General features: G+C 36.4%; 15 protein-coding genes. 3 read left to right on the forward strand and 12 right to left on the reverse strand.

Features of this window, described 5'->3' with window-relative positions:
* Window positions 1–58: 58 nt before the first annotated feature.
* The 11 genes from ACFSRZ_RS16205 to ACFSRZ_RS16255 all read right to left on the reverse strand — a co-directional run bounded on the left by ACFSRZ_RS16205 (window position 59) and on the right by ACFSRZ_RS16255 (window position 12,768).
* Window positions 59–1,057: a tetratricopeptide repeat protein gene (locus tag ACFSRZ_RS16205; protein WP_379667622.1), complete on the reverse strand. Its 999-nt coding sequence runs from the start codon at window positions 1,055–1,057 to the stop codon at window positions 59–61.
* A 92-nt stretch (window positions 1,058–1,149) separates the two neighbouring features.
* On the reverse strand, window positions 1,150–2,022 hold the full coding sequence (locus tag ACFSRZ_RS16210; protein ID WP_379667623.1) for a ComEC/Rec2 family competence protein: 873 nt from the start codon (window positions 2,020–2,022) through the stop codon (window positions 1,150–1,152).
* 2 nt (window positions 2,023–2,024) lie between these two features.
* Window positions 2,025–3,323: a patatin-like phospholipase family protein gene (locus tag ACFSRZ_RS16215; protein WP_379667624.1), complete on the reverse strand. Its 1,299-nt coding sequence runs from the start codon at window positions 3,321–3,323 to the stop codon at window positions 2,025–2,027.
* A gap of 37 nt (window positions 3,324–3,360) precedes the next feature.
* Window positions 3,361–4,251, reverse strand: a complete 891-nt coding sequence (locus ACFSRZ_RS16220; RefSeq protein WP_379667625.1) for a hypothetical protein — start codon at window positions 4,249–4,251, stop codon at window positions 3,361–3,363.
* A 152-nt stretch (window positions 4,252–4,403) separates the two neighbouring features.
* Window positions 4,404–5,237 (reverse strand): HvfC/BufC family peptide modification chaperone, encoded by an 834-nt coding sequence (locus ACFSRZ_RS16225; protein WP_379667626.1) that lies wholly within the window; start codon window positions 5,235–5,237, stop codon window positions 4,404–4,406.
* Window positions 5,234–6,157 (reverse strand): MNIO family bufferin maturase, encoded by a 924-nt coding sequence (bufB, locus tag ACFSRZ_RS16230; protein WP_379667627.1) that lies wholly within the window; start codon window positions 6,155–6,157, stop codon window positions 5,234–5,236. Before bufB ends, ACFSRZ_RS16225 begins: the two co-directional genes overlap by 4 nt.
* Complete coding sequence (locus tag ACFSRZ_RS16235) at window positions 6,150–6,737, reverse strand: hypothetical protein (protein ID WP_379667628.1); 588 nt, start codon at window positions 6,735–6,737, stop codon at window positions 6,150–6,152. Before ACFSRZ_RS16235 ends, bufB begins: the two co-directional genes overlap by 8 nt.
* 17 nt (window positions 6,738–6,754) lie before the next feature.
* Complete coding sequence (locus tag ACFSRZ_RS16240) at window positions 6,755–8,296, reverse strand: ferritin-like domain-containing protein (RefSeq protein ID WP_379667629.1); 1,542 nt, start codon at window positions 8,294–8,296, stop codon at window positions 6,755–6,757.
* A 195-nt stretch (window positions 8,297–8,491) separates the two neighbouring features.
* Window positions 8,492–8,932: an SRPBCC family protein gene (locus tag ACFSRZ_RS16245; protein ID WP_379667630.1), complete on the reverse strand. Its 441-nt coding sequence runs from the start codon at window positions 8,930–8,932 to the stop codon at window positions 8,492–8,494.
* A gap of 8 nt (window positions 8,933–8,940) precedes the next feature.
* Window positions 8,941–10,824, reverse strand: a complete 1,884-nt coding sequence (locus tag ACFSRZ_RS16250; RefSeq protein ID WP_379667631.1) for a Xaa-Pro dipeptidyl-peptidase — start codon at window positions 10,822–10,824, stop codon at window positions 8,941–8,943.
* 9 nt (window positions 10,825–10,833) lie between these two features.
* Window positions 10,834–12,768, reverse strand: a complete 1,935-nt coding sequence (locus tag ACFSRZ_RS16255) for a CocE/NonD family hydrolase (protein ID WP_379667632.1) — start codon at window positions 12,766–12,768, stop codon at window positions 10,834–10,836.
* Window positions 12,769–12,887: 119 nt separating this feature from the next.
* Between ACFSRZ_RS16255 and ACFSRZ_RS16260 the strand changes: the two genes are divergently transcribed.
* The 3 genes from ACFSRZ_RS16260 to ACFSRZ_RS16270 all read left to right on the forward strand — a co-directional run bounded on the left by ACFSRZ_RS16260 (window position 12,888) and on the right by ACFSRZ_RS16270 (window position 18,263).
* Window positions 12,888–13,622, forward strand: a complete 735-nt coding sequence (locus tag ACFSRZ_RS16260) for a DJ-1/PfpI family protein (protein ID WP_379667633.1) — start codon at window positions 12,888–12,890, stop codon at window positions 13,620–13,622.
* 400 nt (window positions 13,623–14,022) lie between these two features.
* The gene (locus ACFSRZ_RS16265; protein WP_379667634.1) at window positions 14,023–16,566 is read left to right on the forward strand and encodes a M14 family zinc carboxypeptidase; all 2,544 of its coding nucleotides are present in this window, start codon (window positions 14,023–14,025) and stop codon (window positions 16,564–16,566) included.
* A gap of 143 nt (window positions 16,567–16,709) precedes the next feature.
* A complete protein-coding gene (locus tag ACFSRZ_RS16270) occupies window positions 16,710–18,263 on the forward strand; it encodes an amidohydrolase family protein (protein WP_379667635.1) in 1,554 nt (517 codons plus the stop codon).
* On the opposite strand, the gene ACFSRZ_RS16275 is transcribed toward ACFSRZ_RS16270, so the two are convergent.
* Entirely contained in the window at window positions 18,260–18,823 is a 564-nt protein-coding gene (locus ACFSRZ_RS16275) for a hypothetical protein (RefSeq protein ID WP_379667636.1), read from the reverse strand. The genes ACFSRZ_RS16270 and ACFSRZ_RS16275 overlap by 4 nt on opposite strands.
* Window positions 18,824–18,863: the final 40 nt, after the last annotated feature.

The following is an 18,863-nucleotide window of genomic DNA, read 5'->3' on the forward strand; positions in this document are numbered from 1 at the left end:
GTGGTGGTAAGGAAGCTAACTAAGGTATAGCACTTAAGATTAAAAGTTTTGTAATCGACTACTTAAGCCAAATGGGAATGCCAAACTCTGTTATTATTAACAACAAACTCAAAATAATTATAATAGTTAAACCAATTCTATAATCCCAAAATTTTATCTTTTTATTTGAAAACAAAAGATGAATTACTAGAACAAACATTAATAAAATAAGCCCCAGAGATATGTTAAAAATTATTGCTTCACTGAAATTGAAATTTTTCCCTATTGAAATAGTAGAAAAAATGAAGGCCATTATAGCAGAAAAAAAACCAAGAATTTCTATTATTCTGTTTTGCCCTTTCTGTGTTTCGGTTTTTATTATTTCATTTATAGAATTTTCAGCTTCTTTAATTTTATTTGAAAATAAAATTTGATCTTGAAACCTTTCATTGAAGGATATAAAATAATTATGATAAATAGGCTCTCCAATAAAGGTCTCACCTTTTAATATATCCTTAATTAGATCAATACCTTCATCGTATTTAGAATCTTTTAATAAATTACTTAGGAGTGGAATATAAGAGTGAAAAAGACTTTTTTCGAAATGCTTATTATGTTTATCTTTTTTTAGAGCATAAAGATATGTTTCTATTGCTTCTTTATATTTGCCATTATTGTGTAAAGAATGAGCATAATTATGTCTAAACTCAGGATTATAAGGATATTCTTCAATTAGATTTTTAATTTTTGAGACTTGATCTTCTTTAGGTAAAGTATTATATTGTATTTCTGAACTATAAAAATCTAAAACTTCTCGCTCGTCTTTATTCGATTTTTGTTTCTCTTCTTTTAAACAATTCAAAAAGTCAATTGGATTAGTAGAATTAAACTTTGTTCCCAAATTATATACTTCAGATCTCCAAGATTGTTTCCAATTTTCTAAAGAAAATTTACCTAATAATTTTACTTCTGAAATATGTAATTTAAACTTATTTAATGCCTCTTCTTCTTCTCCACTTTCAATAAGATTAATTATTTCTTTTAAATCACTTAAGTGTTTAGGTTTGTATTCAGACATTTTTATTGTTAATAGTTAATAAAAAGAGAAAAGAATTTTTAGTTTTTCTTACTCTTACAAATAATTGATTTAGAGGTTTTTGATTTTAAGTGTTATAGCCAATGATCATATCGTTTAGTATTAAAATCTTTGTCAGATGATACTTCGGTTGAGTTTGCTTTAAGATTTATTGCTTTATATGCAATTGTATCATCACCAATAGTTTTGATCACTACATCACCTGTTTTTGTAGTATAAAGTGTAACACTATTTTCATAAAGCAATTCTCTAATTTCAGGTTTAGGATGATCATATTGATTATCATAATTTGAGGTGCAAATTGCAACTTTGGGAGAAACACCTTGAATGAATTTTTCAGTTGTAAAACCATTATCTGCCCCGTGATGAGCTAGAATCATTACATCAACTTCCTCTTTAATAATATCACCTGTACCTAATAGATAATCGGCAATTTCAGACTTCTCAAGATCACCTAAACTAAGAACGGTAAATGCGCCACTCCTAAACAGTTTTATTGTTGAGTTATCATTTGCATTTTCATATGTTTTAGAATTATTATACAGAATGTTATGGTAAGTCCAGTTTGTTGCATTGTCTAAATTACTTACATAAGTACTGTCAATTTTTTTAGAATTAATATGAGCTTGTACTATCTTTAAGCATTCTTTGCCACTATCTGTATGTGGGGTATATCCAGGGTATTCAATTCTTGTAGGTTTTAAACTTTCGATAATTTCTTCTAACTCACTCTGTCTACAATGGTCTGTATCCCAGCTAGTGATATGAAGGCAGTCAATTCTTGTCTTCCCACAAGCTTTTAACTCTGCAATTATTGATGGAGCACTCGTTTCTGTTACTCGTGCTTCAATTAATGTGAAACTACTACCATCAAAGTATGAGAAAGACGATCCTTCATTTCCCAATTGGTATGCTCTGAATCTGGTGTTTAATGATTTAAATTCCATAATTAATTAAGTATATGTGGTAGATAAAGTTTTATTTGAAGTTCGGTAATAATTTCTGAATGTTTTATCAATGCTTTTGCTTGATTTTGTTTTAAAGGAACCAAGTTAGTTCCAACAGACCGAGCAATCTTTAATTCAACATTAGTGCAACCTTGACTTATTAGATTTTTTAAATCAATTTTTTTTGATATATATTCTTTAATTTCTTCCCATTTGCCATTTCTAATCCACTCTAAAGGAATTGAATGACCGTTTATGACATCATTAGATAGATATCCTTTTTTAAGCATATTAATGAACTCCTTCATAGAGTCTTCTAAATCAAAACCTAAAGATTGATATGCAACATTTGACTCTCCTTTTAAAGGTATACGGTATAGATTTCTCATCATTTGGAAATTCTTTATTCTAGCCATGAAAACATTACTTGTTCTAATCAATAATGTTATCACATTTCTAAAGCTTTCTTTGAAAGGTAGCTCAGTTCCAGCATCACTTACAATCACATTTTCACAATAAGAAGAACTACTCTGAAACGTAAGTTTATGAATACCTTGATTATCATAAACACCTCCGTCGACTAATCTTGGTTTTACTTCTTTAAAATGTTTTGGGTTTTTATAAAAATGTTTTGAAATTTTGACAGGAGTAAATGCAAAAGGGACACAAGAAGAAGCCATTACAGCTCTTGAAATAGGAAATCGTTCTGGTTTAAAAGTAATAGATTCCAATTCTCCACGATATTCATACTTTGAATCTCCCATCTTCTCTAATGAGAATTGAAAAATCTTACCAGTAGCTAAATTTGTAGAGTTTATTGTTGTTTTGAATTTCTTTGAGAGATTTTTTAGAGTTTTTTTTTGGAAAAAAAGATCATCATAAATACTCTCTATTATTTTACTGATAGGTAGAATCTCAAATTGTGCTAATAATATTAAGATTAAGAATGATGGCCATATTATAATATTCAACCATGCAAAATTTGTAAACAGTAAATAGATAGAGATAATAATAATTCCAATAAAGATAAGAAGAGGGATTATAAACCTAGGATTCTTTAAAACTCTACCAATAACACTCTTTTGAACACCAGCTATTAAAACGCTTTCAAAATGATCAAAATTTTCATGATTTATAGAGTAACAAGCTCCAGTTATTGAGCCTCCTGAGTTGGTTGAAATAACATCAATTGTATCTAATATTTTAAGCTTCCTTAATGCTCTTAAAGTGCCAATATGATATATAGCGGCTCTATACCCTCCTCCAGAGAGAGCTAAACCTAATCTGTTTTTTTTTCTCATCTCGTTTAAAACATATATGGTATTTACTTATTATATTTTATATCTCCAGTGTACCTAAATAATAGCAATTATATTTGTTGGGTAAGTTTTTGTTAACCAGAAAATTAACAGAATAACTATCGTTAGATACATAAATGTCAATTTGACTATCAACACAGTCAAATAAAATATCTCCTGCGGAGTTTTGAGTTATTTTATTGTAACCATCATACCCCGCATAGTCTAAATTAGCAGAAGGGGCTTCTCCCATGATTACAATTTTTGGATCCATCTCATCCATCATTTCTTTAGGGACTTTCCCACTTTTTCGACCATGATGTGGGGCGAATAAGATGTCGATACTAGGTAAAGTAATAGTGCTTTTTATTTTTTCCATAAAATCATTTTCTAAATCTCCCATCCAAATAAATGTTCCATTGTCTTCTATGCTGTAAGTGAAGATTGGAGATATGTTATTTGGACTTCCACCATCTTTAGCTTTTTTTAAAGCATCTTTATAGTCAGAATTATCAGTTTTAGGCCATTGAAAGTTTATACCAGCACATTCCCTACCTTCACCAGATCGATTCATCCATTTTCTTGAACAACCTCTATAAACATTATAAGCTTTATCTGAACCTCTCATTGACTTATACCTAATAAAGCCATCTGTCTCAACGTTTTTTGTAGCTTCGTTTTCGACACAATAGAAATTTACTATGGGCATTTCATCATCTAAATAATTTAATTGTTTAATGTGATCTTCATCAGGATGGGTTGAAATGAAACGGGTAATATTTTTATTTTTTGATTCTTCCTTTAATTCTGTTACAATATCTTCTTTGTTTTCATCTGAAAGAGAACAGTCGATAGTTGTGAAATTATCACTATTATGTATTATATAAAACATATCTCCATTACCCACAGATAGTGATTTTACTATACTCATATTATTTTGTCTGTTACTTTTTAATTATATACAATTTGTTACATCAAGAATAAAGTTCCACTTTATTTATACTTATCTCGGGATATAAGAAACTTTATTTCTCGTAAAAATCTAATATTCATTTCGACCTTCCTTACGGAAAACCATAAGGCTCAGATTCGAAAGATTTTAGCTTCTATCCAACGTGTTTTCCATGAGTTCCAAACAAAGCCAAATTCTTCTACTTCGTTGGGGTGTTCTTTTGTAAATTTCGCTTTGGCTTCGGGTACAGTCAAACCCTCTTTCAAGTACTGTAAATACTCGTATTGTTCCTTGTGTAGGTCGTATACTGCTAACTTAAAATTATGTCGTAAAACCACACAATAACTGGTACGAGGAAAAGGTAGATCTGGCCCCTTCCAATTCTTAAAATCTGAGTAGAACTCACGTACCGGAAAGTCAAAGGAAAACAGCTCACAAATAGGAACCAGTTTGAGGTTTTCCTCAGCCGTTTTTGTATCGGCTAATTCATAATTTTCTTCGGCTTTTTGCTCAAAGATCACCCCCAGATCGTATTCAAATTGAGCCAACTCGATCACAAAATCAATCCAGTCTTCCTTTTGTTCTGCGTCTTTGTCGGGGCGGTTTTCTTCCAGGTATTCTGCAAAGTGTTTGCCCAATAAAGCCAAATTGTAATTGTAAGAGGGGCGCGATGCCAGATAATCATCCGCAAAAGCACAGAAAATATCTTCGCCCAAGGCATATTCCAAAGCACTAAACTGCTGAGACATGCAATTGCGCAATCGGGCAATATAACTACGCTGGTAAATTGCCAGATGATCTTTGGCAGTCAACTTCTCAGAATGTTGTACCACATCTTCCAAACGCGTATAGTTTTCCGGTAGCAGATCGTTGGGGTCTACCTCCGTTTGTTGGAAAGGATCTAACAACAACTGCTGCATCCATTGCTGGAAATCTGTCAATGGTATCTGTGGGTTCTTTGTCATGACACTTCCGTTTCAATTTCCAAAGGCACTACATTCAAAGGGTTTGAGACTTGCTCATACTCTGAATGTTGTGTTTCTTCTTGGATGCCTGCAAAATCAGGATCCATAAACTTCTTTGCCTTCAACAATTCATCATGATACACTTCAAAAGGCGGAATGTTTCCATCCCATTCTAATAAAATAGCTGCTTCTGATGCCAGTTGATAGGTCATTTGAAACAACTTCCATACAGGATTGGTTACCTCTCTGTCGTGCGTATCAATAATATAATTCCCCATGTTCTGGTGTCCTGCCAAATGCATTTGCACCACTTTGTCATGCGGTATTCCCTGAATGTACTCTACAGGATCAAAATCGTTGTTAAAAGAAGAAACATACACATTGTTCACATCCAAGAGCAATCCGCAACCTGTTTCTTCCGTCATCAAACGTAGAAATTCCCACTCGGGAATGTCTGAGTTCTTAAAGGAAGCATAAGTGCTGGGGTTTTCAATGATCAAAGGTTGCTCCAGATAATCCTGTACTTGTTTGATTCTGCCGCACACATGTTGTAGCGATTCTTCATTCAACGGCAACGGTAGCAGATCGTGCGAATTGGTGGTTAATACGCCCGTCCAACACAGGTGATCGCTCACCCAAGCCGGTTGCACTTCATCCGCTAAAGCTTTCAAACTTTTTAAGTAATGAAAGTTCAAAGGATCGGTGCTGCCAATAGACATAGATACCCCGTGCATAACCACGGGATATCGTTCTGCTATCTGTTTTAATATTTGTCTCGGACGTCCGAAGGAATCCATAAAATTTTCCGAGATCACTTCAAACCAATCCACTTCCGGAGAGGTGTTAAGAATGTGATCGAAATGTTGGTTTCTCAACCCGAGTCCAAGACCTAAATTGGGTAATCCAAGTCGTTTACTCATTGTTTGGAGGACAAGTTTTTAAGGTGTCCGGTAATTTTTTTGCACTGTCTTTCTCCATTTGCAACACACGCGCTTCCATTTCTGCTTTTCTCGTTTTCTTATCGGCTGCATAAGAACAAGCTCTAGAACCACTTTGTCCGCAAGAAGAATAATTTTGATCTTTAGTACCGCGAAGCTTATTTACAAACTCTTCCGTAGGTCCGTATGGACATTCTTTTGGTGGATCTCCTACAATTTGTCCGTTCGCTTTTCTTTTCTCTACAAAACGAGCTCTTGCCAATTGCCAAACGCTACGGCCTTTGTTGGGACCTTGCGACATAAAGCGCGAAGCCAAAATAGGCACACCGCAACTTCCTTGGTATCTACAATCGTTTTCTCCTGGGTGGCAAAACTCTTCGGTAGTTCCAAAGATTCCGCAACCTCCTTGCCCTTTACAGGCGTTTAATGTGTGGCAAGGATGCCCTACAGCCGTAGAACAATCTCCCTGTCCGGCGCAGTCATTACTTCCGGAATATCCTGCGTTTTTACATGAATTAAGCCCCATACATACGTGAAGCTCTTTACTTACTAAATCTGACATACTATGATGGTTTTTAATTAATGAGTTCTTTGATAAGGTGTGCTTGGTACGCTAGGAATTCCTTCTACTACGCTGTGGTCTAAACCTACATCCGGTAATGATGGGAAATAGTTTACATCTTCAACTCCCCAACCCCAATTTTCTGGATCGGCAGCAGCCAATTCTTCTACCAAGTTCATGATCTGAGCTTTGGGTCTCTTATAACTTTGTGCAAAGTCATACGGCTCAAAAGTTAAGGCTCCTTTAAAAGCTTGACTTCCTTTAGAGTAAGTGTAACTGTTGATCTGATTTCCAACACCACTCAACAACCAGATCATAGATTTGTGAATTCCAAACATAAACAGGTCGTACTGCGTGCTTTCTTCTTTGTAATAGCAAGTTTCTACCATTAACAAGATGTAAGCAAACAAGGCGTTTCCTAATTTGTTGGCCAATGCCAAAGGTTTGTTTCCAGAATTGTCATAATCAGATTGCTTTGGGTTGGTGTCTTGATCGTATACGAAGTAGCTAAAGAAATCATCCAAACCTTCAATCTTCTCAAACTTCTCTTGGTAATATCCGCCCAAACTATAGGCTTCTAAGAACTTTGCAAAGTGTGCCAATTCTTCGCCACCATCTTCATAATCTCCCGGCCAGAATTCAACCTCAGGAACATTGTCTTTACCAACGGTTACTTTCATCGGAATCGGCATTTTATCCGGTCCCCATTCTAGTAAATGTTGTTTCTTTTCATTTTGCTTGGTTGTGCTTCCTTCTCCTTGTTCTACAATTCTGTGCAAGGCATCAATAGCAGTTGCACTGTTGTACACACCTACCAATCCGCCACTATCGTCTTTATTGGCAAAATGCGGATTGTGTTGTCTGTCGTAATGAACCGTATTGGAAGAGTTTTGAGAATAGAACGGCCTTGGAGGTCCGCCTTTCTCAGGTGGTAATAACTGCGGACGTTGGGTATACGGCCCCGGGAAATTACTGTCGATACATTCCATGATCATTTTGTACAAACGACCAATGGTTTTGTATTCTACCACAGCTCTTCGAGCCATATCGGCATTCGGATCTGTAAAAGGCTGCGGACTCTCTATCTGTAAGAAAGTAGTTAACTGATCTAAAGAGAGTTTTCCTGCGTTGATCTGAAATTCCGGCTCGTGTCCGTCTAACTGAGTTGGAAAAGACAATACTTTTCCGATACCCATGATGTCCGGAGCAACCTGACACACAGCTTGTTTTACATTACAGGCCAATGCCAAGTGTAGCATTTCTTCGATCACAACACTCATAACAAGTGCAGCAGATTTATTGGAATACACAAGAATATCCAATTTTAGTTCTTGTGCTAATTGATTGATCTCATCCGTAGTTCGCTCTCCGGAAAGAGCCAACTGGGCTTGGAGTTTTTCATACAAAGCATCTTGATCTTGTGCTCTGTTGATGGAGTAGTAGGTAGACAAATAGGTAGGAATGGTAGCCAGCTCCAGGGCAATTGCCTGTTGCATGACATCTACAAGATTTGCCGGTGTTACCTCATTAACGAGGGTAAAAAGCTTTTTAGAAGACATAAGTTCTGATAGTTTTTTAGAAAAAATTTTTGTTATTCGACCGGGTAATTTCTGTAGTAGAAATTTTATATGTAGAAAAGTAGAAAAAGACCGAATAAATAAAATGAGTACAAATACCTGTTTTTCAATTCAGGTAAAAAAGAAATGCTAACACCCAAAGGCATTAGCATCGCTATAAATAAGTTCACGGTAAACTTATTGGTTTTCTAAAAATCGTTTAAAGTTGTTCAACCATTTTTGTACTTGCTTTTTAAAGAAAGAAGGAAACAAAAACGACATGGTTTTCACCATAAAACCACGAAATTCGGTATAGTGAATTTCTGCATCGTAGCGAGTCACATCATCACTCACAGCAGTAAACACACTTCTCATTGTGTTGTCTGTAAATATATGATGGTATTGCGCATAGAACTCATTAGGAAGATCGTTTTTGATGATGGTTTCCGTGAGCTCCATAGTTCGCTTTCCTTGTGCGTAATAGAGTTTAGAAACCGCACCTTCTTGCCAAGCACTACCTGAGATCAGTTCCTTCTTCTGAAACCCTTCCTGATATTCGTGGATGTAATCCGGATTGACAAAAAAGTCAGTAACGATAGAGAGGGGTTTATTGATGGTAACTGTACAGGTAAACTTCATATAATAAATTAATTGGTTGCTTTTATAAATGTCTTACCACCACCTACGATTGGAATTGAAATGCTGGTACCTTTAAGGTCAACTGTCAATTCTGTTCCCGGTTTTGGTAATAATGTAAATCTGTTATCGCTAGAGAAGATCATCAAACCAATTTGCTGTCCTTTTTTGATCACCTGATCGTCAGGTTGAAGGTCAAAAGACATGGTATAGAACTTACCGGGCTTTAAAGGCTTACTTTTCTTTAGAGATTTGTAATTCTGAATATCTGCCCAACCTCTGGTGATGATATTGTCTGTGATCTTGGCACCTTTTTCACCATTCCAAGGTAATGATACCAACCATACAGATAAATTGGCTGCCGGTTTACTACTAGCTACTTTGATAGTAATTCTAGGAACTCCGGAAATATGCACATCCTCTTTTAATACAGGTGTAACATATAATAATCTGTTCTTTGAAGATCTTGCAATTGCCAATTCTTTTCCTGAGATGTTGTGATCATCTACCAAGGTTTCTTTGGCTTTAGATGGCTTCATTTTACGAACAATTAAACCTCCATGACTGTTTCCTCCCGATTGTAAATGGAAGATTGTTTTTACAGCTTCAGGATTTGGATAATCTTTATAAGATGTAGGATTACTTCTCTTATCATTTTCACGAACAACCCATGCTTTAGGATCGTTTTCTACACCATTTTCAATTCCGTGTAGGTAACGTGTAAACCAACGGTTCATCATGGTCATGGGTGGAGGTCCACCATGCCCGTTTTGATGGTAATAGATCTGAGTAGGAAGCCCCATTTCTTTTGCTCTCTTATAGATTCTATAACTGTGTTCCGGCATTACGTTCCAATCGTTAAAACCGTGCGACATTAATAAAGCAGCTTTCATAGGTTTCATTTGATTTAGGTAATCGCGCCCTTCCCAGAACTCATTTAAATCTCCGGTTTTTCTGTCCATTCCTTTCAACAATACCGCATCGCGAACAGTAGCATTGTTATAATCTCTTTTTCTGATAAACTCTTTTGAACCTTTATTGTCTTTGAGGTAATTTTTATTTGGAATCATGTCCTCTCCACCACTGTGGATGAAGTCGTACAATACATCTATATCTTCTCCTAAATATCCTCCTGGAGAACGTACCAATCCGTTAGAACGATAATAGTGATAATACGAAGTATTTGGTGCAATAGGAATAATGGCTTCCAATCCTTCAACTCCTGTTGTAGCGGCTGCTAAAGGAATAGTTCCGTTGTACGAAGTTCCTGTCATTCCCACTTTTCCGGTTGACCAAAAAGCATCTACAGTTTCATTTCCATCCGGACTTGTAAATCCTTTGGCTCTTCCGTTTAACCAATCTACTACAGCTTTTGGAGCCAACGATTCGTTGATTCCTCCTACGGTAGGAGCTCCTTGAGATAACCCTGTTCCCGGTGATGATGAGTGTACTACAATATACCCTCTTGGAACCCAAGTTCTAATATGAGAATTGGAAATGATAGGGCGTTTTCCGGTTCTTTTTACTTCCGGATGCACTCTAGGTACCGTAGTTTCTTCACCTAGTTCGTGCTTTACATCCCAAAACAATCCTTTTACATTAGGTGCTACTCCTGCAAAATACGGACTGGAAACATAAACAATAGGAAGTTTTAATCCTTCTGTTTTTGTTTGTTCAGGGCGAGTTACAGACACGTGCATACGGTCTAACTTTCCATCACCATCCGTGTCAAAAGTAGTTTCTACCCAAAGATCATGTCTAATCCATTTGCTAGGATCTTTAAAAGCGTCTACAATTTGAGCCTCTCCGTTTTTAAAAACAGGTTTTGCTTTTTCCTGTGCATACACTGCTGATGTGAATGCAAGTAATAGGGTGAATTGAATAAGTTTTTTCATAGGAGTTTGTTATTTCTTTAATACAGTAAACTCAATGCTAGAATCTGCAAATACTGAGTGTGTTTGTGTTTTAAAATCTTTTTTCTCTGCTTTAAAGATGTTGTCTACATACGTTTGAGGATTCAGGTCAATTAATGGGAACCAAGTACTCTGCACTTGAATCTGTAATTTGTGTCCTTTCTTAAACGTGTGGAATACATCTTGAAGTTTAATATCTACTTCCGTCTTTTTGTTTGGTGTAAACGGTTCCGGCTTACTAAAGCTGTTTCTAAAACGACCACGCATTACCTCACTTCGTACCATCAAATGATAGTTACTCATCTTTAGGTGCTTTTGTAAGCTCTTGTTTTTCTTGTCGTTTTTAGCATCCGTAGGATGCACATCAATCACTTTTACAATCCAATCTGCAGCCGTTCCTGTAGTAGCAACTTTTAACTTAGCTAAAATATCACCGGCTAGAGTAAGATCTTCTGTCAATACATCCGTTTCAAAAACCAATACATCCGGTCTTCTTGCAGCAAAACGCTGATCGTCTGTCATGTATTTTCTAGGTGTGAAAACGGTTTTAATATCTTCTGAATACGGTACCGGTCTTTTAATATCACTTACAAACTTAATGGCTTTAGAAGATTTTTTCCCTTCTGTTAATTCTTGATCCGGTGATAAGTAGAAGGTTTCTTTTTCTACATTTTGCGGAGGCCAGCTATTAAACTCGCTCCATTCTCTCTTTCCGGAATCAAACACATAAGCTTCCGGTAAACCTGAGTTTTTAGAACCATCACCTTTTAAGAAGTGATTAAAGAATTTAGTTTCGATCTTATCTTGGAAAAACTCAGAAATAGAATCTCCAAAATAGTAGTTTCCTACAATATTGGTTCCTCGTCTTCTTGCCCACGCTCCGTGATCCCAAGGTCCAAAAACCATTGTATTATAATTATCCTTTCCGTGCTTTTCTATACCCTTATAAGTCTCTAGTGGCCCGTATAGATCTTCAGCATCAAACCAACCTCCAACAATCATCGTAGCTACAGATGAAGGAACTTTATCCATATGTTGAATGATTCCTTTGCTTTGCCATACAGAATCGTAGTTTGGATGTTCTACCATTTCTTTCCAGAAGAAATCATCAATACGATCCGGATTTTTAGGCGCATTATCATCTAGCTTGTCATACTGGAAATAGGTGTTCAAATTCTTTAAAGGACCTTTGTCTAAAAAGAATTGATATTGATCCTGACTGTCCATTTTTGGGAAAGAATACCAAGCTGTATCTGTAGGCGTGTCTTTGTAGGTTCCAAATAAAGAAATAGCTCTAAAATAGCTTAACAAGAAAGCTCCGTTGTGGTGAAAATCGTCAAAGAAAAAATCACCAATACAAGCTTGTGGCGATGCAGCTTTTAAAGCCGGGTGTGCATCAACTGTAGAAACAGTTGCATAGTGTCCCGGGTATGAGATTCCCCAAGTACCAACACGTCCGTTGTTGTTTTCTACGTTGTTTACCAACCAATCAATAGTGTCGTAGGTATCAGAAGCCTCATCAGACTCATTTTCTTTCTTATTCGGAATGTAAGCTCTCATATTATCATACACTCCTTCACTCATCCAACGTCCGCGAACATCTTGGTATACAATAATGTTTCCTTCCTTCATTAGATTTACATTCGGTCCAATGCTGGTACGCATTTTTCCTTCTCCGTACGGACGAGAACTATAAGGTGTTCTCTGCATAAGGATTGGATATTTCTTGCTTGTGTCTTTTGGAGAATAAACAGTGGTGTGCAATTTTACACCATCTCGCATAGGAATATCATATTCTTTTTTGGTGTAATTGTCTTGTACAAATGTGTCTTTTGGCTTTTCAGCAACTTTATCATTTTTTTCGCAACTCGTAAACGAAATAAGGAGTGCCAAAACGAAAAATGAATAAAGAGTTAGTTTTTTCATAATGATCTGATTGGTTTGGAAGTAAATGTACAAAACAAAAAAGGAGTGCTAAAGATTTTGACTGTTAAAACGAATGCGTATTTTTAGAATCTTGTTTAAAATAAAACGCACAAAAACAGATGAAAAATTGGTGGCTATTATCCTTGTTGATCCTTGTGATCTCATGCAATTCAAACGAAACAAAAAAAGAACCGGAAGTAGCAAAAAAGACCTTTCCGGTATTAAAGCCCGATCGATACAATGTTGCCTTTCTGATTATGGACGGAACGTTTAATACAGAACTTACCGCTCCGTTTGATATTTTTCAACATACCATCTTTAGAAAAGGGATCAAACCCATGAATGTTTTTACTGTAGCAGATACAGACGAAGCAATTGTAACTTTTGAAGGCATGAGAATTCTACCGGATTTTAATTACTTAAAAGATAGCTTGCCAAAGATAGATATACTGGTAGTGCCAAGTGCAGAACATCATTTAGATACAGATCTAGAAAATAAAGCCCTTATTGATTTTGTAAAGAAAGCTGGTGAAGAAGCACAGTTTGTAACGTCACATTGCGACGGAGCTTTTGTTTTGGCGAAAGCCGGATTGTTGGACGGAAAGGTATCAACCACCTTCCCAAGTGATATTGACAAAATGCGTGAAATGTTCCCTGATTTGGATATCAGAAAAGAAGTACTGTTTGTACACGACGGAAAAACCATTACATCTGCCGGAGGAGCTAAATCTTTTGAAGCTGCCTTGTACTTGTGCGAATACTTATACGGACCTGAGATTGCTAGAAGCTTAGCCGGAGGTTTGGTTATCGATTGGAAGCTGGAAGACGTTCCGCATATTGTGTTGAATGATTGATGTTAGATCATTAATCATTGATAATTGTATAATTGATCATTGTTAATTGGTGACTGAGGCTCTCGAAGTCACATCCATTTGTTTATACGTTGATGGGTTTATATGTTTATAAGCCGTAAATTTATTTACGTATTGAAAATATATTTACATATTTAGGGTGTTAGATGATTGGACTCTTAGATCATTAACCATTGATAACTGTGATGTCATTGCGAGCGTACTTTAGTATGAGAAGCAATCTGTTTATAAGTTGATGGGTTTATAAGTTTATTTCGGTTGTCATTTTGATTTAATGATTGAGAAATCTCAAACAATTTCATCAATTCTGTTAATTCAGAAAACCCGATGATTTTCTTATAATCAGAAAGTTGTATTTTTAGAACTCTATAAATTCAACTCAATGAAACCAACCCATAAATTACTTTCTGTATTCCTGTTCTTACTAACATGCAATGTATTTGGACAGGATTATTTTTTTAAAGACAAAGCACCTTTCAATTCCAACATTCCTACACCAGAAGCTTTTTTAGGCTACCCGATTGGTGAGCAACATACAAGACACGATCAGATTGTGGCTTATTTCTATAAGCTTGCCGAGGTTTCAGACAGAGCTCAGATTGAAGTGTACGGATATACACATGAAAAGAGAAAATTGGTAATGCTTACTATTTCAACACCGGAAAATCTTTCCAATTTGTCTTCTATCAAAGCAGCTCATTTACAATTTGTAGATCATACCTCCAATGCTAAGAATTATAATGAGGTTCCGGTATTTATTCAATTAGGATACAATGTACACGGTAACGAACCTTCCAGTTCAGAAGCGGCTCTGTTAACAGCTTATACTTTGGTTGCATCCAATAGCAATGAGGTACAAAACTACTTGAAAAACTCAGTTGTTTTTATAGACCCTACGATCAATCCAGATGGAAGAGACAGACATACACAATGGGCAAATCAATACAAATCAACACCATTGGTATCCGATAATATAGATGCAGAGCACAATGAAATGTGGCCAAGAGGAAGAACCAATCACTATTGGTTTGACCTAAACAGAGATTGGTTGTTGGCGGTGAATCCAGAAAGTCAAGGAAAACTCAAATGGTATCATGAGTGGTATCCGAATGTGGTAACGGATTTTCATGAAATGGGAACCAATAGCAATTACTTCTTTGAGCCGATGAAACCTATAGGATCACAAGATCCCATTATGCCAAAAGAGAACTACGAAGATTTGAACAATTTGTTCGCACCCTATTATGCAAAAGCCTTAGATAATATTGGATCATTCTACTTTACCAAAGAAGCTTTTGACGGAACCTATCCTGGGTATGGTTCATCTTATCCGGATCTACAAGGAGCCTTGGCATTACTGTTTGAGCAAGCAAGTTCTAGAGGTCATGTACAAGACACAGATTATGGTAAAATTACCTTTCCGTTTACCATTCGCAATCAATATCAATCCAGTATTGCTACCATCAAAGCAGCGGTAGAAAATAAAGCTACCTTACGCAAATATCAGCAAGACTTCTTTAAGTCGGCTGTAACCAAAAAAGCAAAATCAGGATTTGCAGCCTATGAATTTGGAGATGCCTACGATCAGAACAGAAACAAAGCTTTTGTTGATTTTCTGTTGAAACACCACATCAAAGTATACAAGAAAGGAAACAAGTTTGTGGTTCCGTTAAAGCAGCCTCAACATCGTATGGTGCAAACCATGTTTGAAACCTATAGCAAATTTAGAGATAGTGTATTTTATGATGCTTCTGCATGGAGTGTTTCCAATTTCTATGATATGAAAGCCAAAGGCCTAAAGTCGGCACGATTGGGAAGTGAAATTACATCTACTAAGAATTGGGAAAAACCGATAAGCGTTACCAAATCCGATTATGCGTATTTATTGGATTGGGATGATTACAATGCACCGGCAGCGTTGAATTATATACAAAGAAAGGGAGTGCAAGTATCAGCAGCATTCAAAAAATTCTCTGCAAAGACCAATGCCGGAGAGCAAAGCTTTAACTATGGAACTGTAATGATTCCGGTAAGCAAGCAAAAGAAGTCTTCGGCAGAAGTATATGAAATTGTTAGAAAAGCTCAGGAGAAATTTAATGTGCCTATCTATTCTACAAACACAGGTTTTAGCGTTAAGGGAATTGACTTAGGAAGTAATAATTTTAGAAAGCTTCAACAACCCAAAGTTGCTATGTTAATTGGTGACGGAGTGTATTCTTATGAAGCCGGAGAGGTGTGGCACTTGTTAGATACTCGTGTTCATATGCCATTGACCAAAATTCAATTGAGAAACTTTAGAAGAGCTTCTTTAGATAAGTACAACACTTTGGTAATGGTATCTGGAAGCTACACACAATTAGACTCGATCCAAAGAAAGAAAATTAGTGATTGGGTAGGCAAAGGAAATACCTTGATCACTATTGCAAGAGCTTCTCAATGGTTGATCAACAGAAAGATGGTAAAGGAGAGTTTGACCAAAAAACCAAAAGCAAAGGAAAAAGATAAAAAAGCAACCAAGAGATTGCCTTATGTTGATGCTTCTGAGCATATTGGAAGAGAGCGTTTAGGAGGCGCTATTTTTGAAGTGGATTTGGATGTTACGCATCCTTTAGGGTTTGGATACAGAAATACAAAAGTGCCGGTTTATAAAAACAATAGAGTATTTATACAGCCTAGCAAGAATCCGTATTCTACCGTAGCAAAATATACTGCGAACCCTCATATAGATGGATTTGTGTCTACAAAGAACTTGGAAACTTTCTTAAAACCTTCTGCTTCTTTGGTTGTAAGTAGAATAGGAGGAGGAAGAGCTATTTTATTTGCAGACAATCCTAATTTTAGAGGTGCGTGGTACGGAACCAACAAGCTGTTTTTAAATGCTTTGTTCTTTGGAAATAATATTTCTATTCCTTTTACAGGGAATTAATCATTAATAGAGGAAGGTAGAGTTGTCATTTCGAGCTGAGTCGAGAAATGAGACCTCTCGACTGCGCTCGAGGTGACAATTTAGTACAAGAGCTTGAGGTGACAATATAATTACTGATTTTCAGATCAGACTAAACATAAAAAATGAAAAAACTAACCATACTATTTGCATTCCTAATCACCTTTTCAGTGTTCTCACAAGAAAAGTATTTGGGAGAAGGACCTTTTGACCAATTGATCATTCGCGGTGTTATGCTTATTAATGGAGATGGATCTCCGCCACGTGGTCCTGTAGATATTGTTGTAGAAAATAACAAGATCGTACAGATCAAAGTTGTAGGGTATCCGGGAGTAGAGATCAAAGAAAGCTCAAGACCTAAATTGAAAAGAGGCGGAAGAGAGCTAGACGCAAACGGAATGTACTTGCTTCCCGGTTTTGTAGACATGCACGGGCATATTGGAGGGAAAGCACAAGGTGCCAGTCCTGAATATGTTTTTAAATTATGGATGGCACACGGAATTACCACCGTTCGTCAACCAAGCGGAATCAATGCCAAAGACCTAAAGAAGAAAAGTGCTTCCAATAAAATTGTAGCTCCAAGAATCTTTGATTATGTAGGATTTGGATCCGGTGCTAAAAAATCAATCAGCACACCGGAAGAAGCCAGAGAATGGGTGCGTATGAATGCCAAAAAAGGGGCAGACGGAATTAAATTTTTTGGTGCTGAACCTGAGATCATGGCAGCAGCTTTGGATGAAAATAAAAAGTTAGGATTAGGATCGGCATGTCACCATGCACAACTAAGTGTTGCTCGTTGGAATGTATTGCATTCGGCAAGAGCAGGACTAACAAGTATGGAGCATTGGTATGGTTTGCCGGAAGCTTTGTTTGAAGACAGAACTGTACAGAACTATCCGTTAGATTATAACTATCAGAATGAACAGCATCGTTTTGAAGAAGCCGGAAAGTTATGGGAACAGGCTGCAAAGCCTTATTCTGATCATTGGAATAAAGTAATGAATGAGTTAATAGCATTAGATTTTACTTTAGATCCAACATTAAATATCTATGAAGCTAGCAGAGATCTGCAAAGAGCCAGAAGAGCTGAATGGCATGAAGAGTATACCTTGCCTTCTTTGTGGAAATTCTACGAACCCAGCAAAATATCTCATGGTTCGTACTGGCATTATTGGGGAACTGAGCAAGAGGTAGCTTGGAAGAAAAACTATCAGCTATGGATGACCTTTTTGAATGAATACAAAAATAGAGGAGGTAGAGTTACTGCAGGATCAGATTCAGGGTTTATCTATCAGTTATACGGATTTGCTTACATACGAGAACTGGAACTATTAAGAGAAGCCGGATTTCATCCTTTAGAAGTCATCAGAGCAGCAACTTTGAACGGTGCTGAGGCTTTGGGATGGGATGATAAAATAGGTTCTGTACAAATAGGAAAACTGGCAGACTTTGTTATTGTAGAAGTAAACCCATTAAAAAACCTGAAAGCATTGTATGGAACAGGCGCTATTAAGCTTACCAAAGACAATGAAGTGGTACGAGTAGGAGGTGTAAAGTACACGATCAAAGACGGTGTAATCTACGATGCAAAACGATTGCTATCTGACGTAAAGAAAATGGTAGATGCAGAAAAAGCAAAAACCAATTGGAAACTAATACAGCCGGGAGTAAAAGACTAGTTGAGATCGACAAACATATCAGACGAAAGTACTTTGTATTTAGAAGCGTCTTTCAATCTTTTTTGAACCCTTTTCAAAGCACGTTCAATCACAAAACGATTGTCATAAGCACCTTTTTTAAGTTCTTCATCTGTAAAGGTTGATTCTTTTTTCTTGGTAAAAAGTTTATTGATTCTTTTTAGGATTCGTTTCTTATTCCATTTGATGAGTTGAAACCTAGCTCCGGCAGAAAAAGCACCCATGGTTGCATTGGTTTCTACTAGATAAACTTTTCCTTCTTGAAGATCAGCTTTTAAAACATCTGTATTTTCTGCTTTGATCCAAAAAGTATGTTCACCGGGCTCACATTCGTAACGGATATAACTTCTTCCGTTAAACTTTCCCAAATACTTTTCTCCATCAAAATATCGAATGTTCATGATAGATCCTAAGCTTGTTGTTCGTAAGAAATAAATAACTGATTTCCCTTTAGAAGGTGGAACCAATTTGTCTTTGAACTGTGCTGTTGCGATAAAAGAAATGGATACAAAAAGAATTGTAAGAAGGAGGGACTTTCTCATAGATGATTTTTTTAACGGGGCTAAAATAGTAATTTTTTTC

The sequence above is a fragment of the Pseudotenacibaculum haliotis genome, from assembly GCF_042684245.1.
GTDB lineage: Bacteria > Bacteroidota > Bacteroidia > Flavobacteriales > Flavobacteriaceae > Polaribacter > Polaribacter haliotis_A.

What these genes read in the sequence shown, in the direction of transcription:
- ACFSRZ_RS16210 (WP_379667623.1), bottom strand. Translation starts at nt 2,022, where the DNA reads ATGGAATTTAAATCATTAAACACCAGATTCAGAGCATACCAATTGGGA.
- ACFSRZ_RS16225 (WP_379667626.1), bottom strand. Translation starts at nt 5,237, where the DNA reads ATGACAAAGAACCCACAGATACCATTGACAGATTTCCAGCAATGGATG.
- ACFSRZ_RS16275 (WP_379667636.1), bottom strand. Translation starts at nt 18,823, where the DNA reads ATGAGAAAGTCCCTCCTTCTTACAATTCTTTTTGTATCCATTTCTTTT.
- ACFSRZ_RS16270 (WP_379667635.1), top strand. Translation starts at nt 16,710, where the DNA reads ATGAAAAAACTAACCATACTATTTGCATTCCTAATCACCTTTTCAGTG.
- ACFSRZ_RS16240 (WP_379667629.1), bottom strand. Translation starts at nt 8,296, where the DNA reads ATGTCTTCTAAAAAGCTTTTTACCCTCGTTAATGAGGTAACACCGGCA.
- ACFSRZ_RS16205 (WP_379667622.1), bottom strand. Translation starts at nt 1,057, where the DNA reads ATGTCTGAATACAAACCTAAACACTTAAGTGATTTAAAAGAAATAATT.
- ACFSRZ_RS16265 (WP_379667634.1), top strand. Translation starts at nt 14,023, where the DNA reads ATGAAACCAACCCATAAATTACTTTCTGTATTCCTGTTCTTACTAACA.
- ACFSRZ_RS16260 (WP_379667633.1), top strand. Translation starts at nt 12,888, where the DNA reads ATGAAAAATTGGTGGCTATTATCCTTGTTGATCCTTGTGATCTCATGC.
- ACFSRZ_RS16255 (WP_379667632.1), bottom strand. Translation starts at nt 12,768, where the DNA reads ATGAAAAAACTAACTCTTTATTCATTTTTCGTTTTGGCACTCCTTATT.
- bufB (WP_379667627.1), bottom strand. Translation starts at nt 6,157, where the DNA reads ATGAGTAAACGACTTGGATTACCCAATTTAGGTCTTGGACTCGGGTTG.
- ACFSRZ_RS16245 (WP_379667630.1), bottom strand. Translation starts at nt 8,932, where the DNA reads ATGAAGTTTACCTGTACAGTTACCATCAATAAACCCCTCTCTATCGTT.
- ACFSRZ_RS16250 (WP_379667631.1), bottom strand. Translation starts at nt 10,824, where the DNA reads ATGAAAAAACTTATTCAATTCACCCTATTACTTGCATTCACATCAGCA.
- ACFSRZ_RS16215 (WP_379667624.1), bottom strand. Translation starts at nt 3,323, where the DNA reads ATGAGAAAAAAAAACAGATTAGGTTTAGCTCTCTCTGGAGGAGGGTAT.
- ACFSRZ_RS16235 (WP_379667628.1), bottom strand. Translation starts at nt 6,737, where the DNA reads ATGTCAGATTTAGTAAGTAAAGAGCTTCACGTATGTATGGGGCTTAAT.
- ACFSRZ_RS16220 (WP_379667625.1), bottom strand. Translation starts at nt 4,251, where the DNA reads ATGAGTATAGTAAAATCACTATCTGTGGGTAATGGAGATATGTTTTAT.